This is a genomic window from Streptomyces sp. WAC 06738, assembly GCF_003945505.1.
GTDB lineage: Bacteria > Actinomycetota > Actinomycetes > Streptomycetales > Streptomycetaceae > Streptomyces.
In genome coordinates this window covers 1,639,838-1,666,295 of the sequence record NZ_CP029618.1, presented here as the reverse complement: position 1 = coordinate 1,666,295, position 26,458 = coordinate 1,639,838, and the positions used below count along the sequence as shown (strand labels likewise).

25 protein-coding genes are annotated in these 26,458 nt (G+C 74.9%); 15 read left to right on the top strand and 10 right to left on the bottom strand.

Annotated elements, in window-relative coordinates; translation table 11 throughout:
- Positions 1-41 precede the first annotated feature (41 nt).
- The 6 genes from DMB38_RS06980 to DMB38_RS06955 all read right to left on the bottom strand — a co-directional run bounded on the left by DMB38_RS06980 (position 42) and on the right by DMB38_RS06955 (position 5,844).
- Positions 42-1,292 carry a glycerate kinase gene (locus DMB38_RS06980; RefSeq protein ID WP_125934411.1) on the bottom strand — a complete coding sequence of 417 codons (1,251 nt, stop codon included), beginning with the start codon at positions 1,290-1,292 and terminating at the stop codon, positions 42-44.
- A 49-nt stretch (positions 1,293-1,341) separates the two neighbouring features.
- On the bottom strand, positions 1,342-2,766 hold the full coding sequence (locus tag DMB38_RS06975; RefSeq protein ID WP_125934410.1) for an SLC13 family permease: 1,425 nt from the start codon (positions 2,764-2,766) through the stop codon (positions 1,342-1,344).
- 90 nt (positions 2,767-2,856) lie between these two features.
- Entirely contained in the window at positions 2,857-3,549 is a 693-nt protein-coding gene (locus tag DMB38_RS06970) for a response regulator transcription factor (RefSeq protein WP_125934409.1), read from the bottom strand.
- Entirely contained in the window at positions 3,549-4,964 is a 1,416-nt protein-coding gene (locus tag DMB38_RS06965; RefSeq protein ID WP_125934408.1) for an ATP-binding protein, read from the bottom strand. The genes DMB38_RS06970 and DMB38_RS06965 overlap by 1 nt, the downstream gene beginning before the upstream one ends.
- A gap of 3 nt (positions 4,965-4,967) precedes the next feature.
- A complete protein-coding gene (locus DMB38_RS06960; RefSeq protein WP_125938863.1) occupies positions 4,968-5,282 on the bottom strand; it encodes a hypothetical protein in 315 nt (104 codons plus the stop codon).
- A 280-nt stretch (positions 5,283-5,562) separates the two neighbouring features.
- Entirely contained in the window at positions 5,563-5,844 is a 282-nt protein-coding gene (locus tag DMB38_RS06955; RefSeq protein WP_047015320.1) for an Lrp/AsnC ligand binding domain-containing protein, read from the bottom strand.
- A 177-nt stretch (positions 5,845-6,021) separates the two neighbouring features.
- Between DMB38_RS06955 and DMB38_RS06950 the strand changes: the two genes are divergently transcribed.
- From DMB38_RS06950 to DMB38_RS36660, 6 genes are all read left to right on the top strand, one after another.
- Positions 6,022-7,380 (top strand): NYN domain-containing protein, encoded by a 1,359-nt coding sequence (locus DMB38_RS06950; RefSeq protein ID WP_125934407.1) that lies wholly within the window; start codon positions 6,022-6,024, stop codon positions 7,378-7,380.
- 306 nt (positions 7,381-7,686) lie between these two features.
- Complete coding sequence (locus DMB38_RS06945; protein ID WP_125934406.1) at positions 7,687-8,709, top strand: NlpC/P60 family protein; 1,023 nt, start codon at positions 7,687-7,689, stop codon at positions 8,707-8,709.
- A 201-nt stretch (positions 8,710-8,910) separates the two neighbouring features.
- Positions 8,911-9,951 carry an NlpC/P60 family protein gene (locus tag DMB38_RS06940; protein WP_125934405.1) on the top strand — a complete coding sequence of 347 codons (1,041 nt, stop codon included), beginning with the start codon at positions 8,911-8,913 and terminating at the stop codon, positions 9,949-9,951.
- Between the two features lie 193 nt (positions 9,952-10,144).
- Positions 10,145-11,395 (top strand): hypothetical protein, encoded by a 1,251-nt coding sequence (locus DMB38_RS06935; protein WP_125934404.1) that lies wholly within the window; start codon positions 10,145-10,147, stop codon positions 11,393-11,395.
- Positions 11,396-11,460: 65 nt separating this feature from the next.
- Positions 11,461-12,054 (top strand): XRE family transcriptional regulator, encoded by a 594-nt coding sequence (locus DMB38_RS06930; protein WP_125934403.1) that lies wholly within the window; start codon positions 11,461-11,463, stop codon positions 12,052-12,054.
- Positions 12,055-12,071: 17 nt separating this feature from the next.
- Entirely contained in the window at positions 12,072-12,197 is a 126-nt protein-coding gene (locus DMB38_RS36660) for a DUF6126 family protein (RefSeq protein ID WP_222439496.1), read from the top strand.
- A gap of 28 nt (positions 12,198-12,225) precedes the next feature.
- On the opposite strand, the gene DMB38_RS06925 is transcribed toward DMB38_RS36660, so the two are convergent.
- Complete coding sequence (locus tag DMB38_RS06925; RefSeq protein WP_125934402.1) at positions 12,226-13,467, bottom strand: glycosyltransferase 87 family protein; 1,242 nt, start codon at positions 13,465-13,467, stop codon at positions 12,226-12,228.
- A 104-nt stretch (positions 13,468-13,571) separates the two neighbouring features.
- Here DMB38_RS06925 and DMB38_RS06920 point away from each other — a divergent pair, with 104 nt between their 5' ends.
- Positions 13,572-14,795 (top strand): glycosyltransferase family 4 protein, encoded by a 1,224-nt coding sequence (locus tag DMB38_RS06920; protein WP_240662009.1) that lies wholly within the window; start codon positions 13,572-13,574, stop codon positions 14,793-14,795.
- Positions 14,796-14,942: 147 nt separating this feature from the next.
- Here the strand turns inward: DMB38_RS06920 and DMB38_RS06915 are convergent, their stop codons facing one another.
- Positions 14,943-16,763, bottom strand: coding sequence for an AMP-dependent synthetase/ligase (locus DMB38_RS06915; protein WP_125934401.1), 1,821 nt, complete (start codon positions 16,761-16,763; stop codon positions 14,943-14,945).
- 144 nt (positions 16,764-16,907) lie between these two features.
- Between DMB38_RS06915 and DMB38_RS06910 the strand changes: the two genes are divergently transcribed.
- The 6 genes from DMB38_RS06910 (at position 16,908) to DMB38_RS06885 (ending at position 22,101) form a co-directional block, all read left to right on the top strand.
- Positions 16,908-17,669: a metallophosphoesterase gene (locus DMB38_RS06910; protein ID WP_125934400.1), complete on the top strand. Its 762-nt coding sequence runs from the start codon at positions 16,908-16,910 to the stop codon at positions 17,667-17,669.
- A 49-nt stretch (positions 17,670-17,718) separates the two neighbouring features.
- The gene (locus tag DMB38_RS06905; protein ID WP_125934399.1) at positions 17,719-18,201 is read left to right on the top strand and encodes an SRPBCC family protein; all 483 of its coding nucleotides are present in this window, start codon (positions 17,719-17,721) and stop codon (positions 18,199-18,201) included.
- An 8-nt stretch (positions 18,202-18,209) separates the two neighbouring features.
- The gene (locus DMB38_RS06900) at positions 18,210-19,523 is read left to right on the top strand and encodes an ArsA-related P-loop ATPase (protein ID WP_125934398.1); all 1,314 of its coding nucleotides are present in this window, start codon (positions 18,210-18,212) and stop codon (positions 19,521-19,523) included.
- A gap of 165 nt (positions 19,524-19,688) precedes the next feature.
- Positions 19,689-20,141, top strand: coding sequence for a DUF5304 family protein (locus tag DMB38_RS06895; RefSeq protein WP_125934397.1), 453 nt, complete (start codon positions 19,689-19,691; stop codon positions 20,139-20,141).
- 73 nt (positions 20,142-20,214) lie between these two features.
- Positions 20,215-21,156 (top strand): ROK family glucokinase, encoded by a 942-nt coding sequence (locus tag DMB38_RS06890; RefSeq protein ID WP_125934396.1) that lies wholly within the window; start codon positions 20,215-20,217, stop codon positions 21,154-21,156.
- A gap of 162 nt (positions 21,157-21,318) precedes the next feature.
- Positions 21,319-22,101 (top strand): endonuclease/exonuclease/phosphatase family protein, encoded by a 783-nt coding sequence (locus DMB38_RS06885; RefSeq protein WP_125934395.1) that lies wholly within the window; start codon positions 21,319-21,321, stop codon positions 22,099-22,101.
- Positions 22,102-22,251: 150 nt separating this feature from the next.
- Here DMB38_RS06885 and DMB38_RS06880 read toward each other — a convergent pair whose 3' ends face one another.
- Positions 22,252-22,929 (bottom strand): hypothetical protein, encoded by a 678-nt coding sequence (locus DMB38_RS06880; RefSeq protein ID WP_125934394.1) that lies wholly within the window; start codon positions 22,927-22,929, stop codon positions 22,252-22,254.
- Positions 22,916-23,728 carry an alpha/beta fold hydrolase gene (locus tag DMB38_RS06875; RefSeq protein ID WP_125934393.1) on the bottom strand — a complete coding sequence of 271 codons (813 nt, stop codon included), beginning with the start codon at positions 23,726-23,728 and terminating at the stop codon, positions 22,916-22,918. The genes DMB38_RS06880 and DMB38_RS06875 overlap by 14 nt, the downstream gene beginning before the upstream one ends.
- Positions 23,729-23,929: 201 nt before the next feature.
- On the opposite strand from DMB38_RS06875, the gene DMB38_RS06870 reads away from it, so the two are divergent.
- Both DMB38_RS06870 and DMB38_RS06865 read left to right on the top strand, forming a co-directional pair.
- The gene (locus tag DMB38_RS06870; protein ID WP_125934392.1) at positions 23,930-24,706 is read left to right on the top strand and encodes a lysophospholipid acyltransferase family protein; all 777 of its coding nucleotides are present in this window, start codon (positions 23,930-23,932) and stop codon (positions 24,704-24,706) included.
- 36 nt (positions 24,707-24,742) lie between these two features.
- Positions 24,743-25,981 carry a DUF5931 domain-containing protein gene (locus tag DMB38_RS06865; RefSeq protein ID WP_125934391.1) on the top strand — a complete coding sequence of 413 codons (1,239 nt, stop codon included), beginning with the start codon at positions 24,743-24,745 and terminating at the stop codon, positions 25,979-25,981.
- The last annotated feature ends 477 nt before the right edge of the window (positions 25,982-26,458 follow it).

Genomic DNA, 26,458 nt, shown 5'->3' with positions numbered 1-26,458 from the left:
CGTCCTCGCGCGGCACCGACACTTCCGGCCGCCATTGCTGCTCATCCCCGCGCTGCGGGCGCACCCCCGCCCCCTCCGTCCCGCTCGCGACCGCCGGCCGAGCGCCCCTCCGCCGTCCTCACCGGCTCGGGCGCCGGCCGCACGGCCATCGCGCCGATCAGCACCATGCGCAGCGTCCTCTCGGCCGCGTCCGCCAGGAACTCCCGGGCGCGCAGCAGCGCTTCGGGCAGCGCCATCGGGCCCGGGATGATGGTCCCGTAGGCGTCGACGCCCGTGCCGTGGACCTCCTCCGCGCCCTCGCCGATCGTGCCGGCGAGGGCCAGGACCGGGCGGCCGTGGAGCTTGGCGCGGCGCGCCACCTCCGCCGGCACCTTGCCGCGCGGGGTCTGGTGGTCGAGGGCGCCCTCCGCGGTGATGACGAGGTCGGCGGCGGCCAGCCGGGCGTCGAGATCGAGGTGGCCGAGGAGCACCTCGAACCGCGGCAGGAGACGGGCGCCGACCGCCGCGAGGCCCGCGCCGAGGCCGCCGGACGCGCCGGTGCCGGCGCCCAGGCGCAGGTCGGTGCCGGGGGCCGGGAGGTCGCGGGTGAGGACGTCCGCCCAGCGGTCGAGGGCGGCGGCCAGCTCCTCGGCCTGCTGCGGGGAGGCACCCTTCTGCGGGCCGAAGACCCGGGCGACGCCGCGGGGTCCGCAGAGCACGTTGTACGGGTTGCAGGCCACCAGCAGCTCCGTCCCGGCGAGCCGGGGGTCGAGCCCCGCGGCGTCGATGCGCGCGAGGCGGGCGAGGGCGGCGCCGCCGGGGGCGAGGTCGCGGCCTTCGGCGTCGAGGAGCCGGGCGCCCAGGGCCGTGAGGGCGCCGGCGCCGCCGTCGGAGGTGCCGGAGTCGCCGCAGCCGACGATGATGCGGCGTACGCCGTGGTCGAGCGCGGCGCGGATGAGCTCGCCGACCCCGTACGTCGTGGTGCCGCCCGGGTCGCGCCGCGGGCGCGGCACCAGCGCGAGGCCCGCGACGGCCGCCATCTCGACCACCGCGGTGGTGCCGTCGCCGAGGAGGGCGAAGTGGCTCTCCAACCGGTCGCCGAGCGGTCCGGTGGCCGGGTACGGGACGAGCCGCCCGCGGGTCGCGGCGGCCAGCGCCTGCGCCGTACCCTCGCCGCCGTCGACGAGCGGGATCAGATCGACGGCGGCGTCCGGCAGCACCCGGCCGACCCCCTCGGCGATGGCCTCGGCGGCGGCCTCGGCGGACAGGGACTCCTTGAAGCCGCTGGGGGCGACGACGACGCGGTCGAGCATGAGGTCTCCTGAGGGTCGGAGGGGTGTACGGGGGTCGGTGGCCTGCGGCTCACTCGTCGAGGACGGGCACGCCGAGCAGCGGCCAGACCGCGAGGGCGAAGAGCAGCACCAGCGCTGCCGTCAGCGGGGCCAGCACCGCGGCCGTACGCAGCAGGTCCCGGGGCGTGTACGTCGCCACGCCCGGTATGTCGGAGAAGAGCGCGACGGGCTTGGCGGACGCCGGCAGCGTCTGGCAGAAGCCGGCCGCCGCGGTGGACGCCAGCGCGGCGGCCACCGGGTTGACCCCGGCGGCCAGCGCCGCGGCGATGACCAGCGGGACGAGCACGCTGGAGCGCGCGGAGCGGGACTGCAGCACGAGGTGCGCGGCGGTGCTCACGGCGACCACCCCGGCGAGGAACGCCCACGCGGGCACGGAGGAGCCGCCCGGGAGCCCGGAGACCAGCCACGCGGCGGCCTCCGACTCCGACAGCGCGATGCCCATCGCCATCGTCGCCGCCATGAACAGCAGCAGCGACCACGGCACCGTGCGCAGCGCGTCCTTCAGCCGTACGGTCCCTATCGCCGGCGACGCCGCGACCACCGCGCCGATGAGCGCCACCACCGCGGGCGGCACCCGGTGCAGCGGCTCGCTGCACCAGAGCACCACCACCGTGCCGAGCAGCAGCGCGCAGCGCGCCTCGGCCTGCGACAGCGGCCCGGTGACCGGCTCTTCCGTGTGCTCCTGGATCTGCTCGGCGGTCAGGTGCACCGGGCCCTTGCGGTCCGCGCGCTTCGTCATCGTCAGCAGCACCACCTCGGCGGCGAGATGGGCGGTGGCGACCGCCAGCGGCAGCCCGAGCAGCAGCCACTCGGTGAAGCCGAGCTGCTCCCCGGTCGCCTCCCAGAGCACCGACACCGTGATCAGGTGCGCCCCGGCGCCGATGAGGGTGGCCACCGCGGAGAGGAGGATGACGGTGGGGAAGAGCAGCGCCAGCATCACCACCAGCCGCTTCCGCTCGCCCAGCGCCTTGGCCAGGGCGAGGAAGACCGGCAGCGCGAGCGCCGCCCGGCCGGAGGTGGCCGGCACGGCGAAGGCGGTGACGACGAGCGCCGCCGTCGTCAGATGCACCAACTGCCGTACGGTGCGCGCCCCGGTGACCAGGAAGACCGCGGCCCGGCCCGCGAGGCCCGTGCCCGCCACCGCTGCGGCGAGCACGAACGCGCAGATCAGCAGCCACACCGTCTCGTCGCCCAGGGTGCCGAACAGCGTCTCGCTGTCCAGCACCCCGGTGACGACGAGCGCGAGCCCCGCGCCCAGCGCGATGAACGTGTCGTCGATCGGCGTGCCGATCCAGGCGCAGGTCGCCAGGGCGAACACCGCGAGGGTCAGGCGCCCGTCGGCCGTCAGCCCCGGGGCGTTGCCCGGGACGGCCAGCAGGGCGCAGATGCTGAGGGCCACGCACAACGTCGCGGTCTGGCGCAGGGAGAGGCTCACGGGAAAGAGCCTCCGGGGCGGCCGTGAGCCTCCGATGAGCCGAAGATTAAGGAGATTTCACCTTTTACCCGGGCGTCACCCGAACGGGTGTCAGCGCGACGGCTCCGGTTCATCAGGCCGGCGGGCGGGCAGCCGGTAGCCCATGCCGCGTACGGTCTCCACCCGCTCGGCGCCCATCTTCTTGCGCAGCGCGCGCACGTACACGTCCACGATGTTGGAGCCCGGGTCGAAGTCGTAGCCCCACACGTGGGAGAGGATCTGCTCGCGCGAGAGCACCTGCCCGGGGTGGCGGAGGAAGAGTTCGAGGAGCACGAACTCCCGGGCCGTCAGGTCGACCATGCGCCCGCCCGCCTGTGCCCGCCGCGTGCGCAGGTCGAGCGAGAGGTCGCTGCTGCGCAGCACCGTCACCTCCGGTGCCCGCGCGGCGGTACGCAGGCGCAGCCGCACCCGGGCGAGCAGCTCCTCGAACCGGAACGGCTTGGTCATGTAGTCGTCGGCGCCGCCTTCGAGGCCCGCGACGGTGTCGGTGACCGACGCCCGCGCGGTGAGCACGATCACCGGCACCGTCGAGCGCGCCTCGCGCAGTTGGCGCAGCACGGTGAAGCCGTCCCGTCCCGGCAGCCCGATGTCGAGGACGACCAGGTCGAAGCCGCCGGTGAGGGCGTACTCGTACGCGGTGTCGCCGTCCGCGGCGACGGTGGTGGTGAAGCCGTTGGCGCGCAGCCCCTTCTCCACGAAGGAGGCGATGCGTTCCTCGTCCTCGGCGATGAGAATCCGGTTCATCACAGACCCTCCTGAAGGATCAGGGTGAAGGTGGCCCCGCCGCCGTCGGTGGGGCTGAGTCCGACGTGGCCGCGGTGGCCTTCCGCGATGGCCTTGACGATGGCCAGGCCCAGGCCCGCGCCGCCGCCGCGGGAGCCGCGGCGCGCGGTGCCGCGGCGGAAGCGCTCGAAGATGAGGTCGGCGTCCTGCGGCGGGATGCCGGGGCCGCTGTCGGCGACGTACAGCTCGACGTGTCCTTCCGCGGTCCGCGAGCCGATCCGGATGCGCCCGCCGGGCGCGGTGTGCTGCACCGCGTTCTGGGCGAGCTGCACCATGGCCTGCGTGACGCGCTGCGGGTCGAGGCGCGTCTCGCCCTCGGCGACCTCGCTCAGCTCCCAGTCCCGCTCGCCCAGCGTCCTGGCCTTGACGAACACGTCCGCGGTCAGCTCCGCCAACTGCACCGGCTCCGGCTGGACGAAGTCCGGCCGCTCGGCCTTGGCGAGCAGCAGCAGGTCCTCCACGATCCGGGTCATCCGGTCCAGCTCGTCGGTGACCAGCCGCAGCGTCTCCTCGCGCTCCGCCGGGTCCTCGCCCATGAGCTCCAGGTGCCCGCGCACGATGGTGATGGGCGTACGCAGCTCGTGCCCGGCGTCGTCGACGAACTCCCGCTGGGCGGCGAACGCCCGCTCCAGCCGGTCCAGCATGGCGTTGAACGTCGCGGCGAGCGCCGCCGTCTCGTCCCGGTCGGCGCGCCCGCGCACCGGGATCCGACGGGTCAGGTCCTGCTCCGTCAACTGCGCGGCGGTCTCTCCCACCAGCCGTACGGGCGCGAGGATGCGGCCCGCCACCGCCCAGCCGATGGCGCTGACGACCACCAGCGCCATGGCGGAGATCATCAGCATGATGACGAACACATCGCTCACCTGTTCGCGTTCGCGCTCGGTGTGGATGGCGACGACGAACGCCGCCGCGTCCGGCTCCTCCTTCGCGCCGATGCCGACCTTGGCCCAGCGCACCTCGCCCGAGGGCCGGTCGAGAAAGCCCGTGCGGTCGCCGGACTCGAAGATCGCCCGGCGGCCCGCCTCGTCGTTCTCCAGCGGCCGGGACATCGTCAGGTCCCGCGGCTGGACGAGCTGCTTCGGCCCGTCGCCGTGCTGGCGCACCAGGCCGAGCAGCTCCTCGTCCGGGTCGGCGTACTGCCGCTCCAGGAAGACCGTCAGCAGCCGTTCCGGGTCGGTGAAGGGCCGGCTCGTCTCCGGGTCGACGCCCCGCTCGTAGAGGCTGGCGAACTCCCGCGTCTCCTGCGCCAGCAGCCGGTCGACCCGGTGCTCCAGGTCGCGCAGCAGGATGGAGCGGGTGGTGCCGGCGACGGCGGCGAGGGCCGCCGTCATCACCACCAGCAGCAGAAGGAGGATGCGGGCACGCGCGGAGATCATCGATCAGTCGTCGAACTCATCGTCGTCGTTGCCGCCGCCGGAGTCGTCCCCGGTGTCGTCGGCGTCGTCGCCGCTCGCGCTGCCCGACGGATCCGTGGTGGGGCCGTCGCGCACCGGCGGCGGCGAGACCGTCTCCTTGCCCGTCTCCCCGCCGGGGGACGTGCCGGTCGACGGCGAGGTGGACCCCGGCGGGGAGGACGTGCCGCCCTCCATCTCCACCCGGGCGGGCGGAGTGGGGTCCTCCGGGTCGTCGGTCAGGGCGTAGCTGGTCGCGGCGATGCCCAGCGGGATCGCCACCACGGCGGTCAGTGCGGCCATGCGCTTCGAGAAAGCCATGTGTCCGAGGCTGCGGCCGGCGGATGCCGCACAGCGTGAAGGACGGATGAGAGATTCTTCATCTAGGGCCTGTCGTCAATCTCGCGTCGTTCGCCCGCAGGGCGGGCGGTGCGGCGTCTGGTGCGTGCGATCGCAAGGCGGAGGGTCGACCGCATAGTGGGCCTATTCGGTCGATCCGACAACGCAGCGAGCGTGCGTGCCAGGCGTCGCACCGCAGACGGGAGATTGACGACAGGCCCTTGGGCCCCGAGCGCGCACCCCGCTACTCCTCCAGGCCGATGGCGAACGCGGCTTCGAGGTCGTGCTGCGAGTACGTACGGAAGGAGATGTGCGTCTCGGTCCCCGCCACGCCCGGGACCTTGCTGATCCGGCCCGGGATCACGTCGGCCAGGTCGTCGTGGCGCGCCACCCGGACGATGGCGATCAGGTCGTGCGCCCCCGTGACCGAGTACACCTCGCTGACCCCGTCGATCGCGGCGATCGACTCCGCGATCTCGGGAATGCGGTCCACGTCGGTGTTGATCAGAACGATCGCAGTGATCATGTGTGCGCTCTCCCTCTCGGACCCGCGTGCGGCGCTCACTCTATCTGTCTGCCTAAGACCTCGCTCCAGGTCGTAGGGTGGGGGCACGGCCTGCGACGAGGTCGGTGCGCCGGGCCGGCGCCGGCGCCGGAAGGACCGGCCGAAGCCGCGGGGATCGCTGAAGCGGAAGGGTGACCGGTGGTGGAGCCGAGGGAAGGCTCGGGCGTCTCCTCCGACGAGGACGCGGCCGAGGTGCTCGACGGCCCGCTGCCCGAGGGGGTGCGCCGCCGGATCGTCACCCTGGCCGACGAATCCTTCGGCGGCCTGACCATCGCGGAGCTGCCGCCGCAGTTGCGGCAGTACGCCCGCTTCACCCCGTCCCGCCGCGTCAAGCTCGCCGGCAACGCCATCGCCGCCGCGCTGGAGGCCGACGCCGCCTTCCGCGACCGGATCGCCCTGCGCGCCGCCGAGCTCCAGCCCGAGCTGGCCGCCGCGCTGCGCGGGGGCAGCCCGCCGGCCGCCGCCGAGCCCGTCGACGTCGCGGCCCTCGCGTACCTGCTGCGGCCCCCCGGCTGGGTGAAGCTCATCGCCGCCGCCGGCGAGGAGGAGCAGCGCGCCGGCGCCGAGCGGGCCGGTGAGGAGGCCGCCCGCGAGCTGGCCCGGCTGCGTACGGAGCTCTCCGAGGCCCGCGCCGCCGCCCGCGGCGAGTCGGAGCGCACCCGGCACGAACTGGAGGCGCTGCGCCGCGAGAACGAGGGCCTGCACCGCCGGCTGCGCAGCGCGCTCAGCGACGTCAAGCGCGGCGAGGCCGCCGTCCGCAAGCTCCAGCAGGAGGCCGCCGCGGGACGCGAGGAGGCCGCCGCCCACCTGGCCGCCGCCGAGAGCGAGGCCCGCCGCCTCCGCGCCCGCCTCGGCGAGGCCGAGTCCGGTCTGGAGGCCAGCCGCCGGGCCGCCCGCGAGGGGCGCAGCGTGGAGGACATGCGCGTACGCCTCCTCCTCGACACCGTGCTCGACGCCGCCCAGGGGCTCCGCCGCGAACTCGCCCTGCCGCCCACCCGGATGACCCCCGCGGACACCGTCGGCGCGGTCGAGCCCGGCACGATCTCGCCGAAGGACGTGGCCGCCCGCGCCCTCTCCGCCACCGACCCGGCGCTCCTCGACCAACTGCTCGCGCTGCCGCAGGCGCACATGGTCGTCGACGGCTACAACGTCACCAAGACCGGCTATCCCACGCTCCCGTTGGAGAAGCAGCGCCTGCGCCTCCTCGGCGGCCTCGCCGGCCTCGCCGCGCAGACGGGCGCGGAGGTGACGTGCGTGTTCGACGGCGCGGAGCTGGCCGCGCCGGTGCTGCTCGCGCCGCCGCGCGGGGTGCGGGTGCTCTTCAGCAAGCCGGGCGAGACCGCGGACGAGCTGATCCGCCGGCTCGTCCGGGCCGAACCCACCGGCAGACCCGTCGTGGTGGTCTCCGCCGACCGCGAGGTCGCCGACGGCGTCGCCGCCGCGGGCGCCCGGCCCGTATCGTCCGCGCTGCTCCTCAAGCGGCTCGCCCGGAGCTGACAACCCGGGGAAACACGGGCGAGTTCGGACAACCCCGCCGTCCCTCGCGGGTGCGGACAGTTCGCCTCTCCGAGTCCAACTCGTTGTCGAACAGTGACTACTGGCCGTGTGATGTGAGTAAAGAAACGCGCTTCGGGGGGACTTTTTTGCCGGAGGGATTTGAACGGATCGCCCGTGCCTCGTTAGTGTCTGGCCCGAACCTTCGTGCAGTCGATCGCTCATCCGGGGCGATGGCGAAGGTCCCGCCGGTACCGGGGCATCCCCAAAGCCACGGTCGGGCGGCTGGAGGAAGAGGAGCTCGCCTTCGTGGCGTCCCACCGTCGACCGAAGCAGCCGAACCGGGCCAGGGTCACCGTCTTCACCGCGACCGCCGCCGCGGCCGTCGCCCTCTCCACCCAGAGCGCGCAAGCCGCCCCCGACAAGGACGACGTCAAGCGGCAGGTCGACAACCTGTACGAGGACGCCGAGCGCGCCACGGAGAAGTACAACGGCGCCAAGGAGCGGCAGGACAAGCTCGAAGAGGACGTCAAGGAGCTCCAGGACAAGGCCGCCCGCGGCCAGCAGGAGCTCAACGACCTCCGCGACGGCCTCGGTTCGCTGGCCACCGCCCAGTACCGCAGCGGCAGCATCGACCCCTCCGTGCAGCTCTTCCTCTCCGCCGACCCGGACACCTACCTGGACAAGGCGTCCACGATGGACCGGGTCAGCGGCAAGCAGGCCGAGTCGCTGGAACGCATCGCCGACAAGCAGCGCAGCCTCGCGCAGCAGCGCCAGGAGGCGAGCGAGAAGCTCAAGGACCTGGAGGAGACCCGCAAGGAGCTGGGCTCCCAGAAGAAGAAGGTCCAGGACAAGCTGAGCGACGCCCGCGCGCTGCTCAACCAGCTCACCGAGGAGGAGCAGGCCGCGCTCGCCGAAGAGGAGCAGCGCGCCAGCCGCGAGGCGGAGGACCGCGTCGACCTCGGCGACGTCGCCCCCGGCTCCTCCCACGGCGCGGCGGCCCTGTCCGCGGCGCAGAGCAAGCTGGGCGCCCCGTACGTCTACGGCGCCACCGGCCCCAGCTCCTTCGACTGCTCGGGCCTCACCGGCTGGGCCTTCTCGCAGGCCGGCGTCGCGCTGCCGCGCATCTCGCAGGACCAGGCCAACGTCGGCACCCGGATATCCTCGGTCAGCCAGCTCCAGCCCGGGGACCTCGTGTTCTTCTACAGCGACCTGCACCACGTCGGCATCTACGCGGGCAACGGCCAGATCATCCACGCCCCGAAGCCGGGCGCGGTCGTCCGCTACGAGGCCGTCGGGAACATGCCGTTCATGTGGGGCGCGCGCGTCTGACGCCGGCCGCGGCGCCCGCCGCGGCCCCCGTTGGGCACGCCGCGGCTTTCGTTACGGCCACCGTGCCGCCCGTTCGGGCGAATTGCCGACACCGCGCGTTTCGAACGCCCCGCGGGTGACCTGCGTCGGCACCCGGGCGCCGACATCGCGCCCGGGGGCGGTTCTTGGTCGGCGCGTAGTCGCGTGGTTACTGTCTGCCGCGTGTCAGCACATCGACGATCCACCCGGCCCTGCGGTGCCGGTCGGCTGCGTACCGGCGTCCTCACCGCCGCCGCGGCGGCGGCGCTGTCCGGCTCGCCCGCCGTCTTCTCCGGCCTCTCCGACGCGGCCCTGGCCGCCCCCGACGACCACGCCGCGGCCAGGGAGCGGGTCCACGACCTCTACGCCCAGGCAGAGCGGGCCACCGAGAAGTACAACGCGGCCAAGGAGCGCACCGAGGAGCTGCGCCGCAAGGCGGCCCTGCTCCAGGACCGCGCCGCCCGCGACCTCGCCCGGATCAACCGGATGCGCACCGAACTCGGTTCGCTCGCCGGCGCGCAGTACCGTTCCGGCGGCATCGACCCGAAGCTGACCCTGATCCTCTCGGAGAGCCCCGAGGGCTATCTGGAGAAGGCCTCCGCCCTGGAGCGCATCGGCAACCGGCAGAGCGGCCGGCTGCGCCAACTCGTCGGCCTCCAGCGCGGGCTGGAGCAGCAGCGGGTACGGGCCGGGGACACCCTCGCGGACCTGGAGCGCGAACGCGACGCGCTGGCCGGGCACAAGCGCGAGGTCACGGACCGGCTCGCGGAGGCGCGGCGGCTCCTCAACTCGCTGCCGAAGGAGGAGCGTCCCGACACCGGCGGCAACCGTGCCTCCCGCTCCGCCCAGGCGCCCGACCTCGCCCCGGCACCGGCCTCCGGCCGCGGCGCGCTCGCGGTGGCGGCGGCACGGGGCGCGGTCGGCACGCCGTACGTGTGGGGCGGCGCGGCGCCCGGCGGGTTCGACTGCTCGGGCCTGACGCAGTGGGCCTACGGCAAGGCCGGGGTGTCCATCCCGCGCACGTCGCAGGCGCAGCGCTACGCGGGCCGCCAGGTGCCGCTGGGCCAGGCGCAGCCGGGCGACCTGGTGACGTACCGGGCGGACGCGAGCCACGTGGCGATGTACGTGGGCGGCGGCCAGGTCGTCCACGCCCCGTACCCGGGTGCGTCGGTGCGCTACGACCCGGTGGGGATGATGCCGGTCGCCTCGGTGACCCGGCCGTAGAACCGGACGGGGGCGCGGCTCGCCGTCGCGCCCCCACGCCCGCCACGTCCCCGGCACCCCCCGCACCTCCTTCGTCCCCTTCATCCCCTACGTCCCCCGCACTCCCGCCCAAGGGTAGGCCGCCCCTCTGACAACGCCGCCCCGGTCACCCGCGCCGCACCCCCGCCCGCCGGAGCGACGTACGCTCGTCGGCGTGGCAGGCGTGCGGCGGACCGTGGTGCTGATGCTCTGTGGCGGGCTGGTCGCCGTGCTGCTCGGCGGATGCGGCGGGGCCGGAGAGGGCGGAGGGGACGGCGGGGGCGGCGGGCCCCGCGACGCCACCCGCGCCATCGCCGACCTGCTACGGCAGCGCTCCGCCGCCGTCCGGGACGGCGACGAGGCCGCGTACCTGCGCACCGTCGACCCGCACTCCGGCCCGTACCGGCAGCGGCAGCGCACCGTCTTCCGCAACCTCGACGCCCTCCCGCTCGCCGCCTGGACCCTCCGTCTCGACGACCCCGCCCGCGTCACCGTGCCCGCCACCGCGGAACGCACCACCGCCGACGTCCGCCTGGCCTACCGCCTCCGCGGCTACGACACCGGCGACGCGACCGCCGGCCAGCGGCTGGAGTTCGTACGCCGCGACAGCCGCTGGTACGTCGCGGGACCGGCGCCCGGCAGCCGCCCGCAGCCGTGGGACCAGGGCCCGCTCACCGTCGTACGCGGTACGCACAGCCTCGTGCTCGGCGCCGGCCGGCCCGAGGCCAGCCTGCGCGGCATCGCCGCCGTCGCCGACCGCGCGGTGCCCGAAGTCTCCGCCGCGTGGGGCGGCACGTGGGCGCGCCGCGTCGTGGTGCTGGTGCCCGCGTCGCAGGCGGCGATGGGGGAACTGCTCGGCGAGGGACCGACGGCCTACGCGGGCGTGGCCGCCGTCACCACCGGCCGGCACCGGGACCGCACGCCCGCCGACCGCGTCGTCGTCAACCCCGAGGCGTACGACACGCTCGGCACCCTGGGGCGCCGCATCGTCCTCACCCACGAGACCGTCCACGTCGCCACCCGCGCCGACACCTCCCCGGCCACGCCCCTCTGGCTCTCCGAGGGCTTCGCGGACTGGGTCGCCTTCCGCGGCACCGGCCGCGATCCCCGCGAGGGCGCACCCGAACTCGCGCGCGCGGTGGCCGCCGGCCGGCTGCCGGACTCCCTCCCCGCCGACGCCGACTTCGCCCGCCCCACGGACGGCGACGGCGACCGGGTGGCGGAGGCGTACGGCGAAGCGTGGCTGGCGGCACGGATGGTCGCCGACGAGTGGACCCCGGACGACCTCGTGGCGCTCTACCGCGCCGTGGGCGGGGCGGAGTCCCGCGAGAAGGCCGTCGGCCCGGCCCTCCGCACGGAGCTGGGCGTGAGCCTCACGGAGTTCACGGCACGGTGGCGGACGTACCTGGACCACGAGCTGGGCTGAGGCCGCCCACGGCACTTTTGCCTGAGAGGCAAGATGTTTGACTCTGAGGCACGGGCGGTGGCTCAATGGGCGGTATGAGCACCGAGCATCCCCAGGCGCCCCACCTGCGCGAGCTGCGCCGGCGGGCCGGGCTGACACTGGAGGCCGCGGCCGCCAGGGCCGAGCTTTCGCCGGCCCATCTCTCCCGGCTGGAGACCGGGCAGCGGCAGCCCTCGCTGCCGGTGCTGCTCAAGCTGGCCCAAGTCTACGGTACGACGGTTTCCGAGCTGCTCGGCGAGGTGTCCTCGGCGCAGACCTCCGTCGTGCGGGGGGCCGAGGTGCCGGTGCGGGAGGCCGGGGGGTGGTCGTACCGGCAGGCCGGGGGGACGGACCGGGGGATGCAGGCGCTGCGGGTGTTCGTGCCGTACGACGCCGAGCACCGCGACCTCGTCCGGGTCCATCCCGGCGAGGAGTGGCTGTACGTGCTCGACGGGCGGATGCGGCTCGTGCTCGGCGACCGCGAGCACCTGCTGGACCCCGGCGACAGCGCCCAGTTCGACTCCCTCACCCCGCACCGCATCGCCGCCGCCGAGCCCGGCGGGCTCGGGCTGCTCTTCGTCCACACGCTGCTGCAGAGCGCCGTCACCGGGCTGTGCCTCGGCGACGGCACCCGGCACTGACCCCCAAGGAGACCGCCGTGTCCAAGCGGATCGAAGAGAGATTCCCCCGCGGCCTGGTGATCCGCCTCATCGTCTACATCTTCGTCGGCCACCTCTTCGCGGCGTTCCTGCTCCTCCTCTTCAAGGCGGGCGGCGGCGCGTAGCCTCCGCAGGGGACGGGGTACGCGGACGTCACCACGTCAGCAGGTCGTCCTCCCGCGCCGTACGCTGCCGCGGCACCGCAGCCTCCCCGCTCCCCGGCCCCGCGGGCGCCGCCGTCGACCGCCACAGCCGCCGGCACGCCACCACCGTCGCCACGACCAGCAGCCCGTTCCGGAACGCCAGCAGCGCGATCCCGAACCCGGTGCTCCCCACGACCTCCCCGAACCACACCGGGAACTCCGCCAGCGTCACCCCCGTCGCCGCCAGCACCAGGCCCGCCGGCAGCGCCATCCGCGCCGCCCGCAGCGTCAGGCACACCGCCGCCAGGCCGACGAGCCAGAGCAGGTACTGCGGGCTGATCACCCGGCTCGTGGTCGTGAAGAGCAGCGCCCCCGCGAACGCCGCCTCGCACCCCGTCGTCGCCGTGAACTCCCGCGCGCGCAGCCGCCACAGCACCAGCCACCCCATCGCCACCACCGAGAGCCCCAGCGCCAGATCGCTGACCAGGCCGACGCCGGGACCGAGGAACTCCATGGAGCCGTAGTGCAGTTCCACCGTCCCCTCCCAGCCGTGGTGCCTGCCGACGTGGAAGACCAGCGCCCCCAGCGACTCCACCTCCGTGCCGCGGTCGCGCTGTGCCGTGACGAAGTCGAACGCCCCCGGCATCGCCACGGCCGCCAGCAGCGCCACCCCCGCCGCCGTCCCCGCCGCCGCGCCCCACGACAGCCGCGTCGCCCGCCCGCGCGCCGCGCCCAGCAGCACCAGCACCGGCCACACCTTCAGCATCGCGCCGAATCCCGCCAGCGCCCCCGCCACCGCCGGCCGCCGGGCCGCGGCCAGCAGCGCCGCGACGGCGACGGCGGTGACCATCACGTCGTAGCGCGCGTACGCGGTCGGCCCCAGCAGCGGCACTCCCGCCACCCAGAACCACGCCCCCGCCCGCGACCGCCCGGCGCCGCCCCCGGCCCGCAGCAGCAGCGCCAGCACCGCCGCGTCCGCCGCGCAGGCCATCGCGTAGAAGGCGGACGCGTAGCCGAGGAACGGCAGCAGCCCGGGGGAGAGCACCGGGAGCGCCGCGCCCGGCGGGTACTGCCAGCTCACGTCGTCGACCGGGAACGTGCCGGTGCGCAGCACCTCGTACCAGCCGCGGTAGATCACCTCGACGTCGCTGGTGACGTCGGGCCCGGGCAGCGTGACCATGCCCAGGACGAGCAGCAGCAGGCCCACGCGGGTCAGCGCCCACGCCGCCACCGGCGCCGCGACCCGTGCCATGGCTCGACCTCCGCCCCGCCCCCGTGTGCGTCCGACGACACTACGACACGGCTCCGCCCGGCCGCAGGTCCCCGGCCCCGCGGGCCCCGGTACTGTCGGCCGCGATGCACACGCCACCGCCCCGCAAGCCGCCCCCCGGCGACCCGCCTCCCGGCGGACCGCCGGCCCACCGGCCGCCGCACAAGACCCTCGTCGTCACCAACGACTTCCCGCCCCGCCCCGGCGGCATCCAGAACTTCCTGCACAGCATGTGCCTGCGGCTGGACCCCGAGCAGGTCGTCGTCTACGCCTCCACCTGGAAGCGCGACGCCGAAGGCCGCGCCGCCACCCGGGACTTCGACGCCCGCCAGCCCTTCGAGGTGATCCGCGACCGCACCACGATGCTGCTGCCCACCCCGCGTGTCACCCGCCGCGCGGCCGGGCTGCTGCGCGCGCACGGCTGCCGCTCGGTGTGGTTCGGGGCCGCCGCGCCGCTGGGGCTGATGGCGCCGGCGCTGCGGCGCGCGGGCGCCGAGCGGATCGTGGCCACCACGCACGGGCACGAGGCGGGCTGGGCGCAGTTGCCGGTGGCGCGGCAACTGCTGCGGCGCATCGGCGAGTCGGCGGACACGCTCACGTACCTGGGTGAGTACACCCGCGCCCGGATCGCCCGCGCGCTCACCCCCGAGGCCGCCGCGCGGATGGCGCGGTTGCCGCCGGGCGTCGACGAGACCGCGTTCCACCCGGGCTCCGGCGGCGACGCCGTCCGCGCCCGCCTCGGGCTCGCGGACCGGCCGGTCGTCGTCTGCGTCTCCCGGCTCGTCCCCCGCAAGGGCCAGGACACCCTGATCCGTGCGCTGCCCCGGATCCTGGCCGCGCAGCCGGAGGCGGTGCTGCTGATCGTCGGCGGCGGCCCGTACCGCGGTGACCTGGAGAAGCTCGCGGCCGCCACAGGCGTCGCCGGCTCGGTGCGCTTCACGGGCGCGGTGCCGTGGGAGGAACTGCCCGCGCACTTCGGCGCGGGCGACGTGTTCGCCATGCCGTGCCGCACGCGGCGCGGCGGACTCGACGTGGAGGGGCTGGGCATCGTGTACCTGGAGGCGTCCGCGACCGGCCTGCCGGTCGTCGCGGGTGACTCGGGCGGGGCTCCGGACGCGGTGCTCGACGGCGAGACCGGGTGGGTGGTGCGCGGCGGCGCGGAGCGGCAGGCGGCGCAGGCGGCGGAGCACATCGTGACGCTGCTCGGCGACGCGGACCTGCGCGCGCGGATGGGCGCGCGGGGGCGGGCGTGGGTGGCGGAGCGGTGGCGCTGGGACCTGCTGGCGGAGCGGCTGACGTCGCTGCTGTGAGGGCGCGGAGCGGCGCGTACGGTACGGGCCGGGGGCTCGCGGCCGTACGCACCGGCCCCACTGGTCCCGTACGCGACCGGCGTGGGGCGCCGGCAGCCGGCCGGCGTGCGGCGCCCGCCCGCGAGCTGCCCCGTACGCCCCCGCCCCCTATCGCTCGTACAGCGCCTCGATCTCCTCCGTGAAGTCCTTCGCCACCGCGCCCCGCTTCAGCTTCAGCGACGGCGTGAGATGCCCCGACTCCTCCGTGAACTGCCCCGGCAGGATGCGGAACTTGCGCACCGACTCCGCCCGCGACACCTGCGCGTTCCCGTCGTCCACCGCCAACTGCACCGCCGCGAGCAGCTCCGCGTCGTCCGCCAGCTCCGCCGCCGTGCGGCCCTGCTTGCCGTGCTCCTCCGCCCACCGGGCGAGGAACTCCTCGTCCAGCGTGATCAGCGCCGCGACGAACGGGCGCGCGTCGCCGACGACCATGCACTCCGCCACCAGCGCGTGCGCCCGGATGCGGTCCTCTATGACCGCGGGGGCGACGTTCTTGCCCGCCGCCGTGACGAGGATCTCCTTCTTCCGCCCGGTGATGGAGAGATACCCGTCCTCGTCCAGGCTCCCGAGGTCACCGGTGCGCAGCCACTCACCGTCCAGCGCAGCGGCCGTCGCGTCCTCGTTGGCCCAGTACTCCTCGAAGACGTTGCCGCCGCGCACCAGCACCTCGCCGTCGTCGGCGATGCGGATGGTGCAGCCCGGCAGCGGCTGTCCCACGGTGCCGATCTTCGGGCGCTGCACCGGGTTGACGGTGATCGCGGCGGCCGTCTCGGTGAGGCCGTAGCCCTCCAGGACGGTGAAGCCGATGCCGCGGTAGAAGTGCCCGAGCCGCTCGCCGAGCGGGGCGCCGCCGGAGATCGCGTGGGTGGCGCGGCCGCCGAGGACGGCGCGCAGCTTCGCGTAGACGAGCTTGTCGAAGAGCGCGTGCCGCAGCCGCAGTCCGAAGGCGGGGCCGCCGGTGTCCAGGGCGCGGCTGTACGCGATGGCCGTGTGGGCCGCCTTGTCGAAGATCTTCCCCTTGCCGTCGGCCCCGGCCTTGGCGCGGGCGGAGTTGTAGACCTTCTCGAAGACGCGGGGGACGCCGAGCAGCAGCGTCGGCTTGAAGGCGGCGAGGTCGCCGGTGAGGTTCTTCACGTCCGACACGTGCCCGAGCTTCATCGGGGCGACCATCGCCGCGATCTCCACCAGCCGGCCGAAGACGTGGGCGAGCGGCAGGAAGAGGAGGATGGAGCTGTCGCCGGAGCGGAAGAGCGGGCGCAGTTGCTCCACCGCGTTGCCGCACTCGGCGAGGAAGTGGCCGTGGGTGAGGACGCAGCCCTTGGGACGGCCGGTGGTGCCGGAGGTGTAGACGAGCGTCGCGGGGGAGTCGGCGCCGGCCGCGGAGCGGTGCTCCTCCAGCGTGGCATCGGACACCCCGGTCCCGGCGGCGGTCAGCTCGGCGACGGCGCCCTTGCCGTCCCCTTCACCGCCGGATGCGCCCTCGATCTGCCACACCTGGCGCAGCAGCGGCACCCGGCCGCGTACCGACTCGACCGCGGCGGCGTGCTCCGCGGTCTCCACCACGCACGCCACGGCGCCCGAGTCGCTGAGGATCCAGTGGATCTGCTCGGCCGAACTCGTCTCGTACACCGGGACCGTCACGCCGCCCGCGGTCCAGATCGCGAAGTCCAGCAGCGTCCACTCGTACCGCGTACGGGACATCAGCCCGATCCGGTCCCCCGGCCGCAGCCCGGCCGCGACCAGGCCCCTGGCCACCGCCTCCACCTCCGCGAGGAAGTCCGCCGCGGACACGTCCCGCCAGTCGCCGGCCGCGGTCTTGCGGGCGACGACGGCCAGGTCGGGGGTGCGGGCGGCGTTGGTGCGGACGAGGTCCGAAAGGTTGGCGTCCGCCGGGACCTCGTACAGGGCGGGAAGGGCGAACTCTCGCAAGACGCTGCTCCTCGACGTTCCGGTGGGCCACCTGCGACCCTATCCCCACGGGGGCGCCTTGCGGCAGTGGCGCCGCTCACCGCCGTGCGGCTGCCCGCACGGGCGCCGTGCGGGCGCCGTGCGCGCCGGAAGTAGGGTGATCGCATGAGGGTCCACGTGGTCAGCGACGTGCACGGCAACAGCGCGGATCTGGCCCGCGCGGGCGACGGCGCGGACGCGCTGGTCTGCCTCGGCGACCTCATCCTCTTCATCGACTACGCCGACCATTCGCGCGGCATCTTCCCCGACCTCTTCGGCGTCGCGAACACCACGCGCAGCGTGGAGCTGCGCACCGCCCGCAGATTCGACGAGCACCGGGAGTTCGTGGGCTCGCTGTGGGCCGGGATGGACAAGCGCGGGGAGATCGAGAAGGCGGTGCGCAAGCAGTACGCGGAGCTGTTCGCGGCCTTCCCCACGCCGACGTACGCCACCTACGGCAACGTCGACATCCCGCGGCTGTGGCCCGAGTTCGCCCGCGAGGGCACCACGGTCCTCGACGGCGAGCGGGTCGAGATCGGCGGGCTGGTCTTCGGCTTCGTCGGCGGCGGACTGCAGACGCCGATGCGCACGCCGTACGAGATCGACGACGAGACGTACGCCGCGAAGGTCGCCGCCGTCGGGGACGTCGACGTGCTCTGCTCGCACATCCCGCCCCTCGTCCCCGACCTCTGTTACGACACGGTGGCGCGCCGCTTCGAGCGCGGCAGCGAGGCGCTGCTGGAGGCGGTGCACAAGGTGCGGCCGCGGTACGCGCTCTTCGGCCACGTCCACCAGCCGCTGGCGCGGCGGATGCGCATCGGGGCGACGGAGTGCGTGAACGTCGGGCACTTCGCGTCCCGGGGGAAGCCGTGGGTTCTGGAGTGGTGAACCGGGCGCGGTAACCTTCAGCGCGGACGGTTGACGGAGGAGCCAAGGCATGGCAGAGCACACCAGGTCGAGCATCACCATCGACGCCGCGCCGGATGCGGTGATGACGGTGATCGCGGACTTCGACCGCTACCCGGAGTGGACCGGCGAGGTGCGGCGGACCGAGGTGCTCGAAGCGGACGAACAGGGGCGCGCGGTGCGCGTGCTGCTGGTGCTGGACGCGAAGACGATCCGGGACGAACAGACGCTGGCGTACACCTGGGCGGGACCGCACGAGGTGCGCTGGACGCTGGAGAAGTCGCAGATGCTGCGCGCGCTGGACGGGGCGTATCTGCTGCGGCCGCTGGCGGGCGGCGAGCGCACCGAGGTGACGTACGAGCTCACCGTCGACGTCAAGATCCCGATGCTCGGGATGATGAAGCGCAAGATGGAGAAGATCATCATCGAGCGGGCGCTGGACGGGCTGAAGCAGCGCGTCGAGAGCGTGCCGGGCGCTTCCGCGGACTCCGGCTCCGGCTCCGGCACGGACTGACGGGCCGCGTGCGTACTCTCCTCGTCACCGGCGCGGCCGGCGCGGGCCGTACGACGGTCGCGGCGGCGACGGCGCTGCGGGCCGCGCGCGACGGGGCCCGGGTGCTGCTGCTGACGGCGGACCGGGAGGCGGGCGGGCTGCTGGCGGGCACGCCGGAGGCGCGGATCCCGGGCCAGCGGCCGGCCGCGGAGCCGGCGGCCGAGCGGTCGGAGGAGGCACCGCCGTGGACGGATCCGGTGCGGGTCGAGACGGGGCTCTGGGCGGCGCGGCTGCGCGGGGCGGAGTCGGCGACGGAGTCGCTGGCGCTCTGGCAGGAGCGGTACGAGGACACCCTGGACCTGCTCGGCGCGACGCCGCTGGCGGCGGAGGAGCTGACGCCGCTGCCGGGCTCGCGCGAGTTCGCGGTGCTGCGGGCGCTGGTGGCGCTCTACGAGACCGGGCCGGCAGCCGGCGATGTATCCGCGGCCGGGGACTCCGCCGCGTCCGCACCGTGGGACCTGGCCGTCGTGGACATGCCCGCCGCGTGGGAGACCCTGCGGGCGCTGGCGCTGCCGGAGCAGTTGGTGCGCTACCTGCGGCGGCTGCTGCCCGCGGAGCGGCAGGCGGCGCGGGGACTGCGGCCGCTGCTGGGGCGGCTGCTCGGGGCGCCGGTGCCGGCGGGGCGCGTGTACGAGGCGGCGGCCCGCTGGGAGCACCGGCTGGAGACCGTACGGGAGGCGGCCGAGGCCGCCGGGACGCGGGTGCGGCTCGTACTGGAGGCCACTCCGCGCGGGGCGCGCGAGCTGCGGCGTACGCGCGCGGCGTACGCGCTGCAGGGCTGCGCGGTCGAGGCCGTGGTGGCGAACCGGGTGCTGCCCGGGGGCTCGGACGACGCCTGGTACGCGACGCTGGCGGACGAGCAGCACCGTGTCGCCAAGGAACTGGGTGCGGAGCTGCGCGAGGCCGGCACCAGGTTCTGCGTGCTGCCGCACCTGGGCCCGGAGCCGAAGGGCCCGGTGGCCCTGGCGGTGCTGGCGGAGGCCGTGGCGCCGCCGGGCGCACGGCCCGCGGCGATCGACCCCGGGGACCCGGCGGAGGTGGACGACCTGCTGGCCGACGAGGGCGTGCTGCTGTACCGCCTGCCGCTGCCGGGCGTCGAACGGGGGGACCTCACCCTCGTACGCCGCGGCGACGAACTCCTGGTCACGGCGGCCGGCCACCGCCGCGCCCTGCCGCTGCCGGCGGCACTGCGCCGCTGCACCATCACCCGCGCCGGCCTCCACGAGGCCGAACTCCACATCCGCTTCACCCCGGACCCGGCGGTCTGGCCCCAGCCGGGCTGACGACTCCACCCGCCTCATCGCCCCCGCCCCGCTCCGTCCCGTCCCCCTCTCCACCCGCCTCCGCAGCGCGGCACACCCCCCGCCTCCCCCGCCTCCCTCCTCCCCGGGCCCACAACCCGCTGCGCGGCAGTGAACGTGAAGTCGGCGGTCGGGTACCGTCGATGTATGAGTGATGCCATCGAGCGCCCTGAACCCGGTGCGGCGTCCACCGTCCCGGACCCGGACGCGTGGGCCCAGGCGTGTGCCGAGGACTTCGCCGCCGAGCAGGCCCGGCGGCGCGCGGTCTACGGGCCGGAGCCCGTCAGCGCCGCGGAGGAGCTGCGCCGCTTCTTCGACTCCCTCTCCGACAAGGTCTCCGAGCTCCGCGCCCCCGGCGCGACCGGCGGTGCCGCCGCCGTCGCGCAGACCGCCGCGCAGCAGTTCGCCAAGCAGTTCCTCGCCTCCGTGAAGACCGTCGTCGAGCCCGTCGTGGAGCGCAATCCGCAGGTCTTCGACCACCTCGCCTCCGCCGGCACGGAGATCGCCGCCGCCTACCGCGCCGCAGTTCAGCGGCAGGAAGCCGACTGGTCGCGGGACGACGAACCGCCCAGCAGCCCCAAGCAGATCGACCTCGACTGACGGCCGGGCCCCGCGCCGCCTCCGGTAATGTGAGGAGGCGCAGCGGGGTTCGAACCGAATAACCGAGGGAGACATGGGACTCACCATCGGCGTCGACATCGGCGGCACCAAGATTGCGGCCGGTGTGGTCGACGAAGAGGGCTCGATCATCCGGACGAGCACGGTACCGACCCCCGAAACACCCGAAGGCGTCGTGGACGCCATCTGCGCGGCGGTCCAGGAGGTCACGTCCGCCACCCCGGCCGAGGCCGTCGGCATCGGCGCCGCCGGGTACGTGGACGACAAGCGCGCCACCGTGCTCTTCGCCCCGAACGTCAACTGGCGCCACGAGGCGCTCAAGGACAAGGTCGAGCAGCGCATCGGCCTGCCCGTCGTGGTCGAGAACGACGCCAACGCCGCCGCCTGGGGCGAGTATCGCTTCGGCGCGGGACAGGGCCACGACGACGTCGTCTGCATCACCCTGGGCACCGGCCTCGGCGGCGGCGTGATCATCGGCGGCCGGCTGCACCGCGGCCGCTTCGGCGTGGCCGCGGAGTTCGGTCATATCCGCGTCGTGCCCGACGGGTTGCTGTGCGGCTGCGGCAGCCAGGGCTGCTGGGAGCAGTACGCCTCCGGCCGCGCCCTCGTGCGGTACGCGCGCCAGCGGGCCGCCGCCACCCCCGAGTCCGCCGAGATACTGCTCTCCCTCGGCGACGGCACGCCCGAGGGCGTCCAGGGGCGGCACGTGAGCGAGGCCGCCCGGCGCGGCGATCCGGTGGCGGTCGACTCGTTCCGGGAGCTGGCCCGTTGGGCGGGCGCGGGGCTCGCGGACCTGGCGTCGCTCTTCGACCCGTCGGCGTTCATCGTCGGCGGCGGCGTCTCGGACGAGGGCGATCTCGTCCTCGACCCGATCCGCAAGTCGTTCCGGCGCTGGCTCGTCGGCAGCCAGTGGCGCCCGCACGCGCAGGTGCTCGCCGCCCAACTCGGCGGCCGCGCCGGGCTCGTCGGCGCCGCCGACCTGGCCCGCCAGGGCTGACACCCGGCGGCACGGATGACGTGACGGCCCGCGTGCCGGACGGTGCGAGCACCCGAAGGCACGAGGGCCCACGGCTCGCGGTACGGGACGGCCCCCGGCTTCCGCGACGCCGCGGCCCGCGGAGCCCGCCGCCCACGGCCGTACCCCGGTAGTCTCACCTCCGTGCTGCTGCCCGATCTGCCCGCCTCGCGCACCGAGCCGGACGGCTCCGCCGTCGTCCGGCTGCTCAGCTACAACATCCGCTCCATGCGCGACGACACGGCCGCCCTCGCCCGCGTGATCCGCGCCTGCGCCCCCGACGTCGTCTGCATCCAGGAAGCGCCGCGCTTCTTCCGCTGGCGCAAGAAGGCCGCCCGGCTCGCCCGCGCCACCGGCCTGCTGTACGTCACCGGCGGCGCCACCAGCGCCGGGCCCATGCTCCTCGCCGGCCTCCGCGCCCACGTGGAGCGCACCGACGAGACCCTGCTGCCCCGCACCCGCGGCCTGCACCAGCGGGGTCTGGCGACGGCGGTTCTGCGGTTCGGCGACGCCCGGCTGGCCGTCGTCAGCACGCACCTGAGCCTCGCCAAGGCGGAGCGCTACGAGCAGGCCGGGCTGCTGCTCGCGCACGTGCGCGCCCTCGGCGAGCCGCACGTCGCGGTCGCCGGGGACCTCAACGAGCGCCCCAAGGGCCCGGCGTTCCGCCGGCTCGCCGCCGAACTGCAGGACGGCTGGGCCGTCAGCCCCTGGGGCGGGCGGCACACCTCCACCGCGCTCAACCCGCGCAAGCGCATCGACGCCGTGCTCGCGACCGACGGGGTCGAGGTGCTGAGCTGCGGCGTCCCGGAGGGCCTGCCGGGCGTCTCCGCGGCCGACCTCCGCGTCGCCACCGACCACCTCCCGGTCCTGGCGGTACTCCGCGTCCCCGCCCCGCCGCCGGCCGGAACCGCGGCCGCCGGCCGCTGAGGCGCGTACCGGCTCCCCCGGCCGGACCGTCCTCGGCCCGCGGCCGGTGGGCCTGCGCTCCCGGCTGCCCGCAACCGGGCCGTGCACCACTACTCCGCCGGGGCGGCCGAAGAGGTTCCGTCGCGGGGACGGGGAAGTCCCCGGGTCCGGCTAGACCACCGCGCCGCCGCCCGGCGGCTCGTCGTCATCGTCGCCTCCCGGGCGCATCCGCGCGACGAGGGTGGCGAAGCCGCCGAGGAAGCCGCCGATGCCGAGCACCGAGGCCCACCAGGTCATCGGCTGCTGGAAGATGAGCATCCCCAGCAGGAGCAGCGGGCCGCCGAGGACCGCGAGCCAGGCGAACTTGGTCGTCGTGTCGGCCTTCGGCAGCGGCGGCGGCTCCGGCGGTACGAAGTGGCCCTCGTCGGTCTCGTCGAGGTCGTCGTCCGACGCCTCGGCGGCCTCCCAGTCGCGCGGTCCCGTACCGGCGGAGAAGACGATGAAGCTCGCGCCGTCACCGCCCCCGGGCCCGCCGCTCTTGGCGGCGGCCCCGGGACCGCCGTCCTCGTCCTGGTCCGCCGGGCCCGCGGTGGCGGCACCGCCGCTGGCGTCCGCCGGGCCGCCCTCCGCACCGCCCGCGGGGCCCTCGCCCTCGGCCGCCGCACGCGCCGCCCGCTCGTGCGGCGGCTCCACGGAGTCCTCGTCGAACGCCGCGACGATCTCCGCCCACGCGGCCTCCTCGTCCAGCGGCGCGCCGCTGGACCCCGTCGGCTCCGCGCCCGCCGGCTCCGTCTCCGCCGGCCCGTCGCCCTGCTGCGGGTCCTCCCGGTCCGGGTTACGCTCCGCCACGGGCCCGGGCTCCCTTCCGCTGCTCGCTCTTCCGCTGCTCGCTGCCGTCGGCCGGCGGGGTGAGCCGGTCGATGAAGTCGTCGGTGGCCGAGAAGATCCGTTCCGCATCGTGGTCGAGCGTGGCGATGTGGTAGCTGTCCTCCAGCACCGTCTCCGTGACGTCCCGGGACGAGACCCGGCCGAGGATACGGGCCGAGTCCACCGGCGAGACGACATGGTCGACCCGGCTGTGCAGCACCAGCAGCGGCTGCGTCACCTGGGGCAGCTCGCCGTCGACGCGGGCGAGGAGCTGCCGCAGCGAGTGCGCGGCGTGCAGCGGCACGCGGTCGTAGCCGGTCTCGGCGGCGCCCTCCTTGGCGATGTCGTTGATCACGCCCGGCGAGGTCCGTACCAGGAAGCGGGCCGCGGGCAGGGCCTTCGGCAGCACCCCGTGCAGCTTGTTCAGCGGGTTGACCACGACCACGCCGGCGACCGCGTCCCCGTGCAGGGCGGCGAGCCGCAGCATCAGCGTGCCGCCCATGGACAGCCCGCACAGGAAGACCCGCGCGCACTGGCCGGACAGCTCGCGCAACTCCCGGTCCACCGTCGCGTACCAGTCCTGCCAGCGGGTCACCTGGAGGTCCTGCCAGCGCGTGCCGTGCCCGGGCAGCAGCGGCATGGAGACCGTCAGGCCGCGGGCGGCGAGATGCTCGGCCCATGGCCGTACCGACTGAGGGGAGCCGGTGAAGCCGTGGCAGACAAGCACTCCGGTCTCGCCACCCGGCTGGCGGAACGGCTCGGCTCCGGAAAGGACCGGCATGACGGGACTCCGATCGTGTCAGGCGGGCGGCGGATACGTGCCTGGCGCTGCCCTTGAGCGTACTGCCCCGTACGGACGGACGGTCCCCCGCGGAGACCCGGCGGGCGCCCCGCGCCGCCCCCGGACGGGGCCCGCGCCCCCGGATACCGCTCTCCTACCAGGAGCGCTATGGTCACACGAGCGGATCGCAGGAGGCCCCGGTTGTTCTACAGCGCGATGAAGATGTCTCTCGGCAACAGCCTGAGGCTCGTCTTCCGTCCCTGGGTGGAAGGTATGGAGAACGTGCCCGAGACCGGTGCCGCGATCCTCGCGAGCAACCATCTGTCCTTCTCCGACTCCTTCTTCCTGCCCTCGATGCTGCACCGCAAGGTCACCTTCATCGCGAAGGCGGAGTACTTCACCACCCCGGGCGTGAAGGGCCGGCTGACGGCGGCGTTCTTCAAGGGCGTCGGGCAGTTGCCCGTCGACCGCTCCGGCAGCCGGGGCGCCGGCGAGGCGGCGATCAAGAGCGGCCTCGAGGTCCTCGAACGGGGCGAGCTGTTCGGCATCTACCCCGAGGGCACGCGCTCGCCCGACGGCCGCCTCTACCGCGGCAAGCCCGGCGGGCTCGGCCGGCTGGCGCTGCTCAGCGGGGCGCCGGTGCTGCCGGTGGCGATGATCGACACGGAGAAGATCCAGCCGCCGGGGCAGGTGGTGCCGAAGGTCATGCGGCCGGGCATCCGGATCGGCAGGCCGCTGGACTTCACGCGCTACCAGGGCATGGAGCACGACAGGTTCATCCTGCGTTCGGTGACCGACGAGGTCATGTACGAGATCATGAAGCTCTCCGGCCAGGAGTACGTGGACGAGTACGCGACGGCGGCCAAGCGGCGGATGGCGGACGAGGCCAAGCGGCGCAAGGCGGAGGAGAAGGCGGCCGAGAAGGCCGAGAAGTCCGACGGCGGCTCCGGTGCCGGCGGGCGGAAGGACGCCGCCTAGCGCGGCGGTCCGCGTGCGGGAGGGAGAGTCGGGGCGATGGCCGGGCAGAGCAAGCGGCGGATGTCGGTGGAGCAGCCGCTGTGGCAGGCGCTGACGTACTTCCGGGTGCTGACGCTCGCGTACGCGGTGGCGCAGTTCGCAGTCCGCCACGACGACGTCGCGCGGCCGGCGCTGGGCTGGGCGTACTTCGCGGTCCTCACGCTGTGGACGCTGGTCACCTTCCGCCGGGTCTCGTCGGCGGAGCGCTGCACGTACCCCTTCCTCGCGGCGGACATCACGCTCACGCTCACCGGCATCCTGCTGACGATCCCGGTGGAGACGCAGGCGCGCATCGACGACGGCGCGACCACGCTGCCGTCGATCTGGGCGGCGGGCTCGGTGCTGGGCTTCGCGGTCAAGGGCGGCTGGCGCTGGGGAGCGGCGTCGTCGGCGGCGGTGGGCCTGTCGAACATCGTGCAGCGCGGCGAGGTCGTGCAGGACAACTTCCACAACATCGTGCTGCTGATGGTCGCGTCGACGGCGATCGGCTACATCGTGGAGGTCGCGCGGACCAGTGAGCGGACGCTGGCGCGGGCGCTGCAGATCGAGGCGGCGACGCGGGAGCGGGAGCGGCTGGCGCGCGACATCCACGACAGCGTGCTGCAGGTGCTGGCGCTGGTGCAGCGCCGCGGGGCGGCGATCGGCGGTGAGGCGAAGGAACTGGGCCGGCTGGCGGGCGAGCAGGAGGCGGCGCTGCGGACGCTGGTGATGGGCGCGACGCTGCCGGGTCAGCGGACGGCCCCGGCGGCGGAACGTGCCGCCGGTCCGGCGGGCGGTGGTGCGCCGGACGGCGGTGCGTCGGACGGAGGCCCGGAGGGGGAGACGGGGGAGATCTCCCTGCGGCTGCTCCTGCTGTCGCTGGGCGGCCCGAACGTCTCGGTCGCGGAGCCGGGCACGCCGGTGGCGCTGCCGGCGCACGCGGCCCGGGAGCTGGCGGCGGCGGTGGCGGCGGCGCTGGACAACGTACGGGCGCACGTGGGCCCGGAGGCGCGGGCGTGGGTGCTGCTGGAGGAGGAGCCGGACGGCACGGTGGTGGTGACCGTACGGGACGAGGGCCCCGGCATCCCGCGGGGCCGCCTGGCGGCGGCGGAGGCGGAGGGCCGCCTGGGGGTGGCGCAGTCCATCCGCGGCCGCCTGCGGGACCTGGGCGGCACGGCGGAGTGGGTCTCCACCCCGGGCCAGGGCACGGAGGTGGAACTCCGCCTCCCGCCACACAACGCCCCGCTCCCCGGATGACCCCACCCCACGCGAGCGACGGCTCCCCCTTTCGGGTACGCCCGGGCCGACGGCTTGGCGACGCCCGCGCCGGTTCGCCGGATGCCGCCCCGTGTTCCGCCGGTGCGGCCCGCGGAAGGCAGGCAAGCGGACACGAGGCGCGCACGCCACGGGGGCCCCGGGCGGTGCCGGTCCGGTGGTGCCGTGCCCGCGCTGGCCGCGCTCTTTCACCCGCCCCGGCTCCCGCCGGAGGCGGTGCGTGTCGAGACGTGCCGCCGTGGTTCCCGGGCGGTGTCGGTCCGGTCGGTGCCGTGCCCGTGCCACTCGCGCTCTTTCACCCGTCTTTCATCCTCCCGCTTCCGCCGGAGGCAGGGCCCGTACCGGTCCCGGCCGATGCTCCGTCGCGCCCTCGTCCGCACGTCCCCGCGGGAGGCGACACGTGCTGAGGTGAGATACATGCGCCACCATGGTTCCCGGACGGTGTCCGTCCGGTAGTGG

Bases quoted from the DNA above. Each gene is read 5' to 3' on its own strand.
- DMB38_RS06910 (WP_125934400.1), top strand. From the start codon at position 16,908: ATGAGGGTCCACGTGGTCAGCGACGTGCACGGCAACAGCGCGGATCTG.
- DMB38_RS06980 (WP_125934411.1), bottom strand. From the start codon at position 1,292: ATGCTCGACCGCGTCGTCGTCGCCCCCAGCGGCTTCAAGGAGTCCCTG.
- DMB38_RS06930 (WP_125934403.1), top strand. From the start codon at position 11,461: ATGGGCGGTATGAGCACCGAGCATCCCCAGGCGCCCCACCTGCGCGAG.
- DMB38_RS06955 (WP_047015320.1), bottom strand. From the start codon at position 5,844: ATGATCACTGCGATCGTTCTGATCAACACCGACGTGGACCGCATTCCC.
- DMB38_RS06875 (WP_125934393.1), bottom strand. From the start codon at position 23,728: ATGCCGGTCCTTTCCGGAGCCGAGCCGTTCCGCCAGCCGGGTGGCGAG.
- DMB38_RS06920 (WP_240662009.1), top strand. From the start codon at position 13,572: ATGCACACGCCACCGCCCCGCAAGCCGCCCCCCGGCGACCCGCCTCCC.
- DMB38_RS06925 (WP_125934402.1), bottom strand. From the start codon at position 13,467: ATGGCACGGGTCGCGGCGCCGGTGGCGGCGTGGGCGCTGACCCGCGTG.
- DMB38_RS06905 (WP_125934399.1), top strand. From the start codon at position 17,719: ATGGCAGAGCACACCAGGTCGAGCATCACCATCGACGCCGCGCCGGAT.
- DMB38_RS06895 (WP_125934397.1), top strand. From the start codon at position 19,689: ATGAGTGATGCCATCGAGCGCCCTGAACCCGGTGCGGCGTCCACCGTC.
- DMB38_RS06865 (WP_125934391.1), top strand. From the start codon at position 24,743: ATGGCCGGGCAGAGCAAGCGGCGGATGTCGGTGGAGCAGCCGCTGTGG.
- DMB38_RS06965 (WP_125934408.1), bottom strand. From the start codon at position 4,964: ATGATCTCCGCGCGTGCCCGCATCCTCCTTCTGCTGCTGGTGGTGATG.
- DMB38_RS06970 (WP_125934409.1), bottom strand. From the start codon at position 3,549: ATGAACCGGATTCTCATCGCCGAGGACGAGGAACGCATCGCCTCCTTC.
- DMB38_RS06890 (WP_125934396.1), top strand. From the start codon at position 20,215: ATGGGACTCACCATCGGCGTCGACATCGGCGGCACCAAGATTGCGGCC.
- DMB38_RS06960 (WP_125938863.1), bottom strand. From the start codon at position 5,282: ATGGCCGCACTGACCGCCGTGGTGGCGATCCCGCTGGGCATCGCCGCG.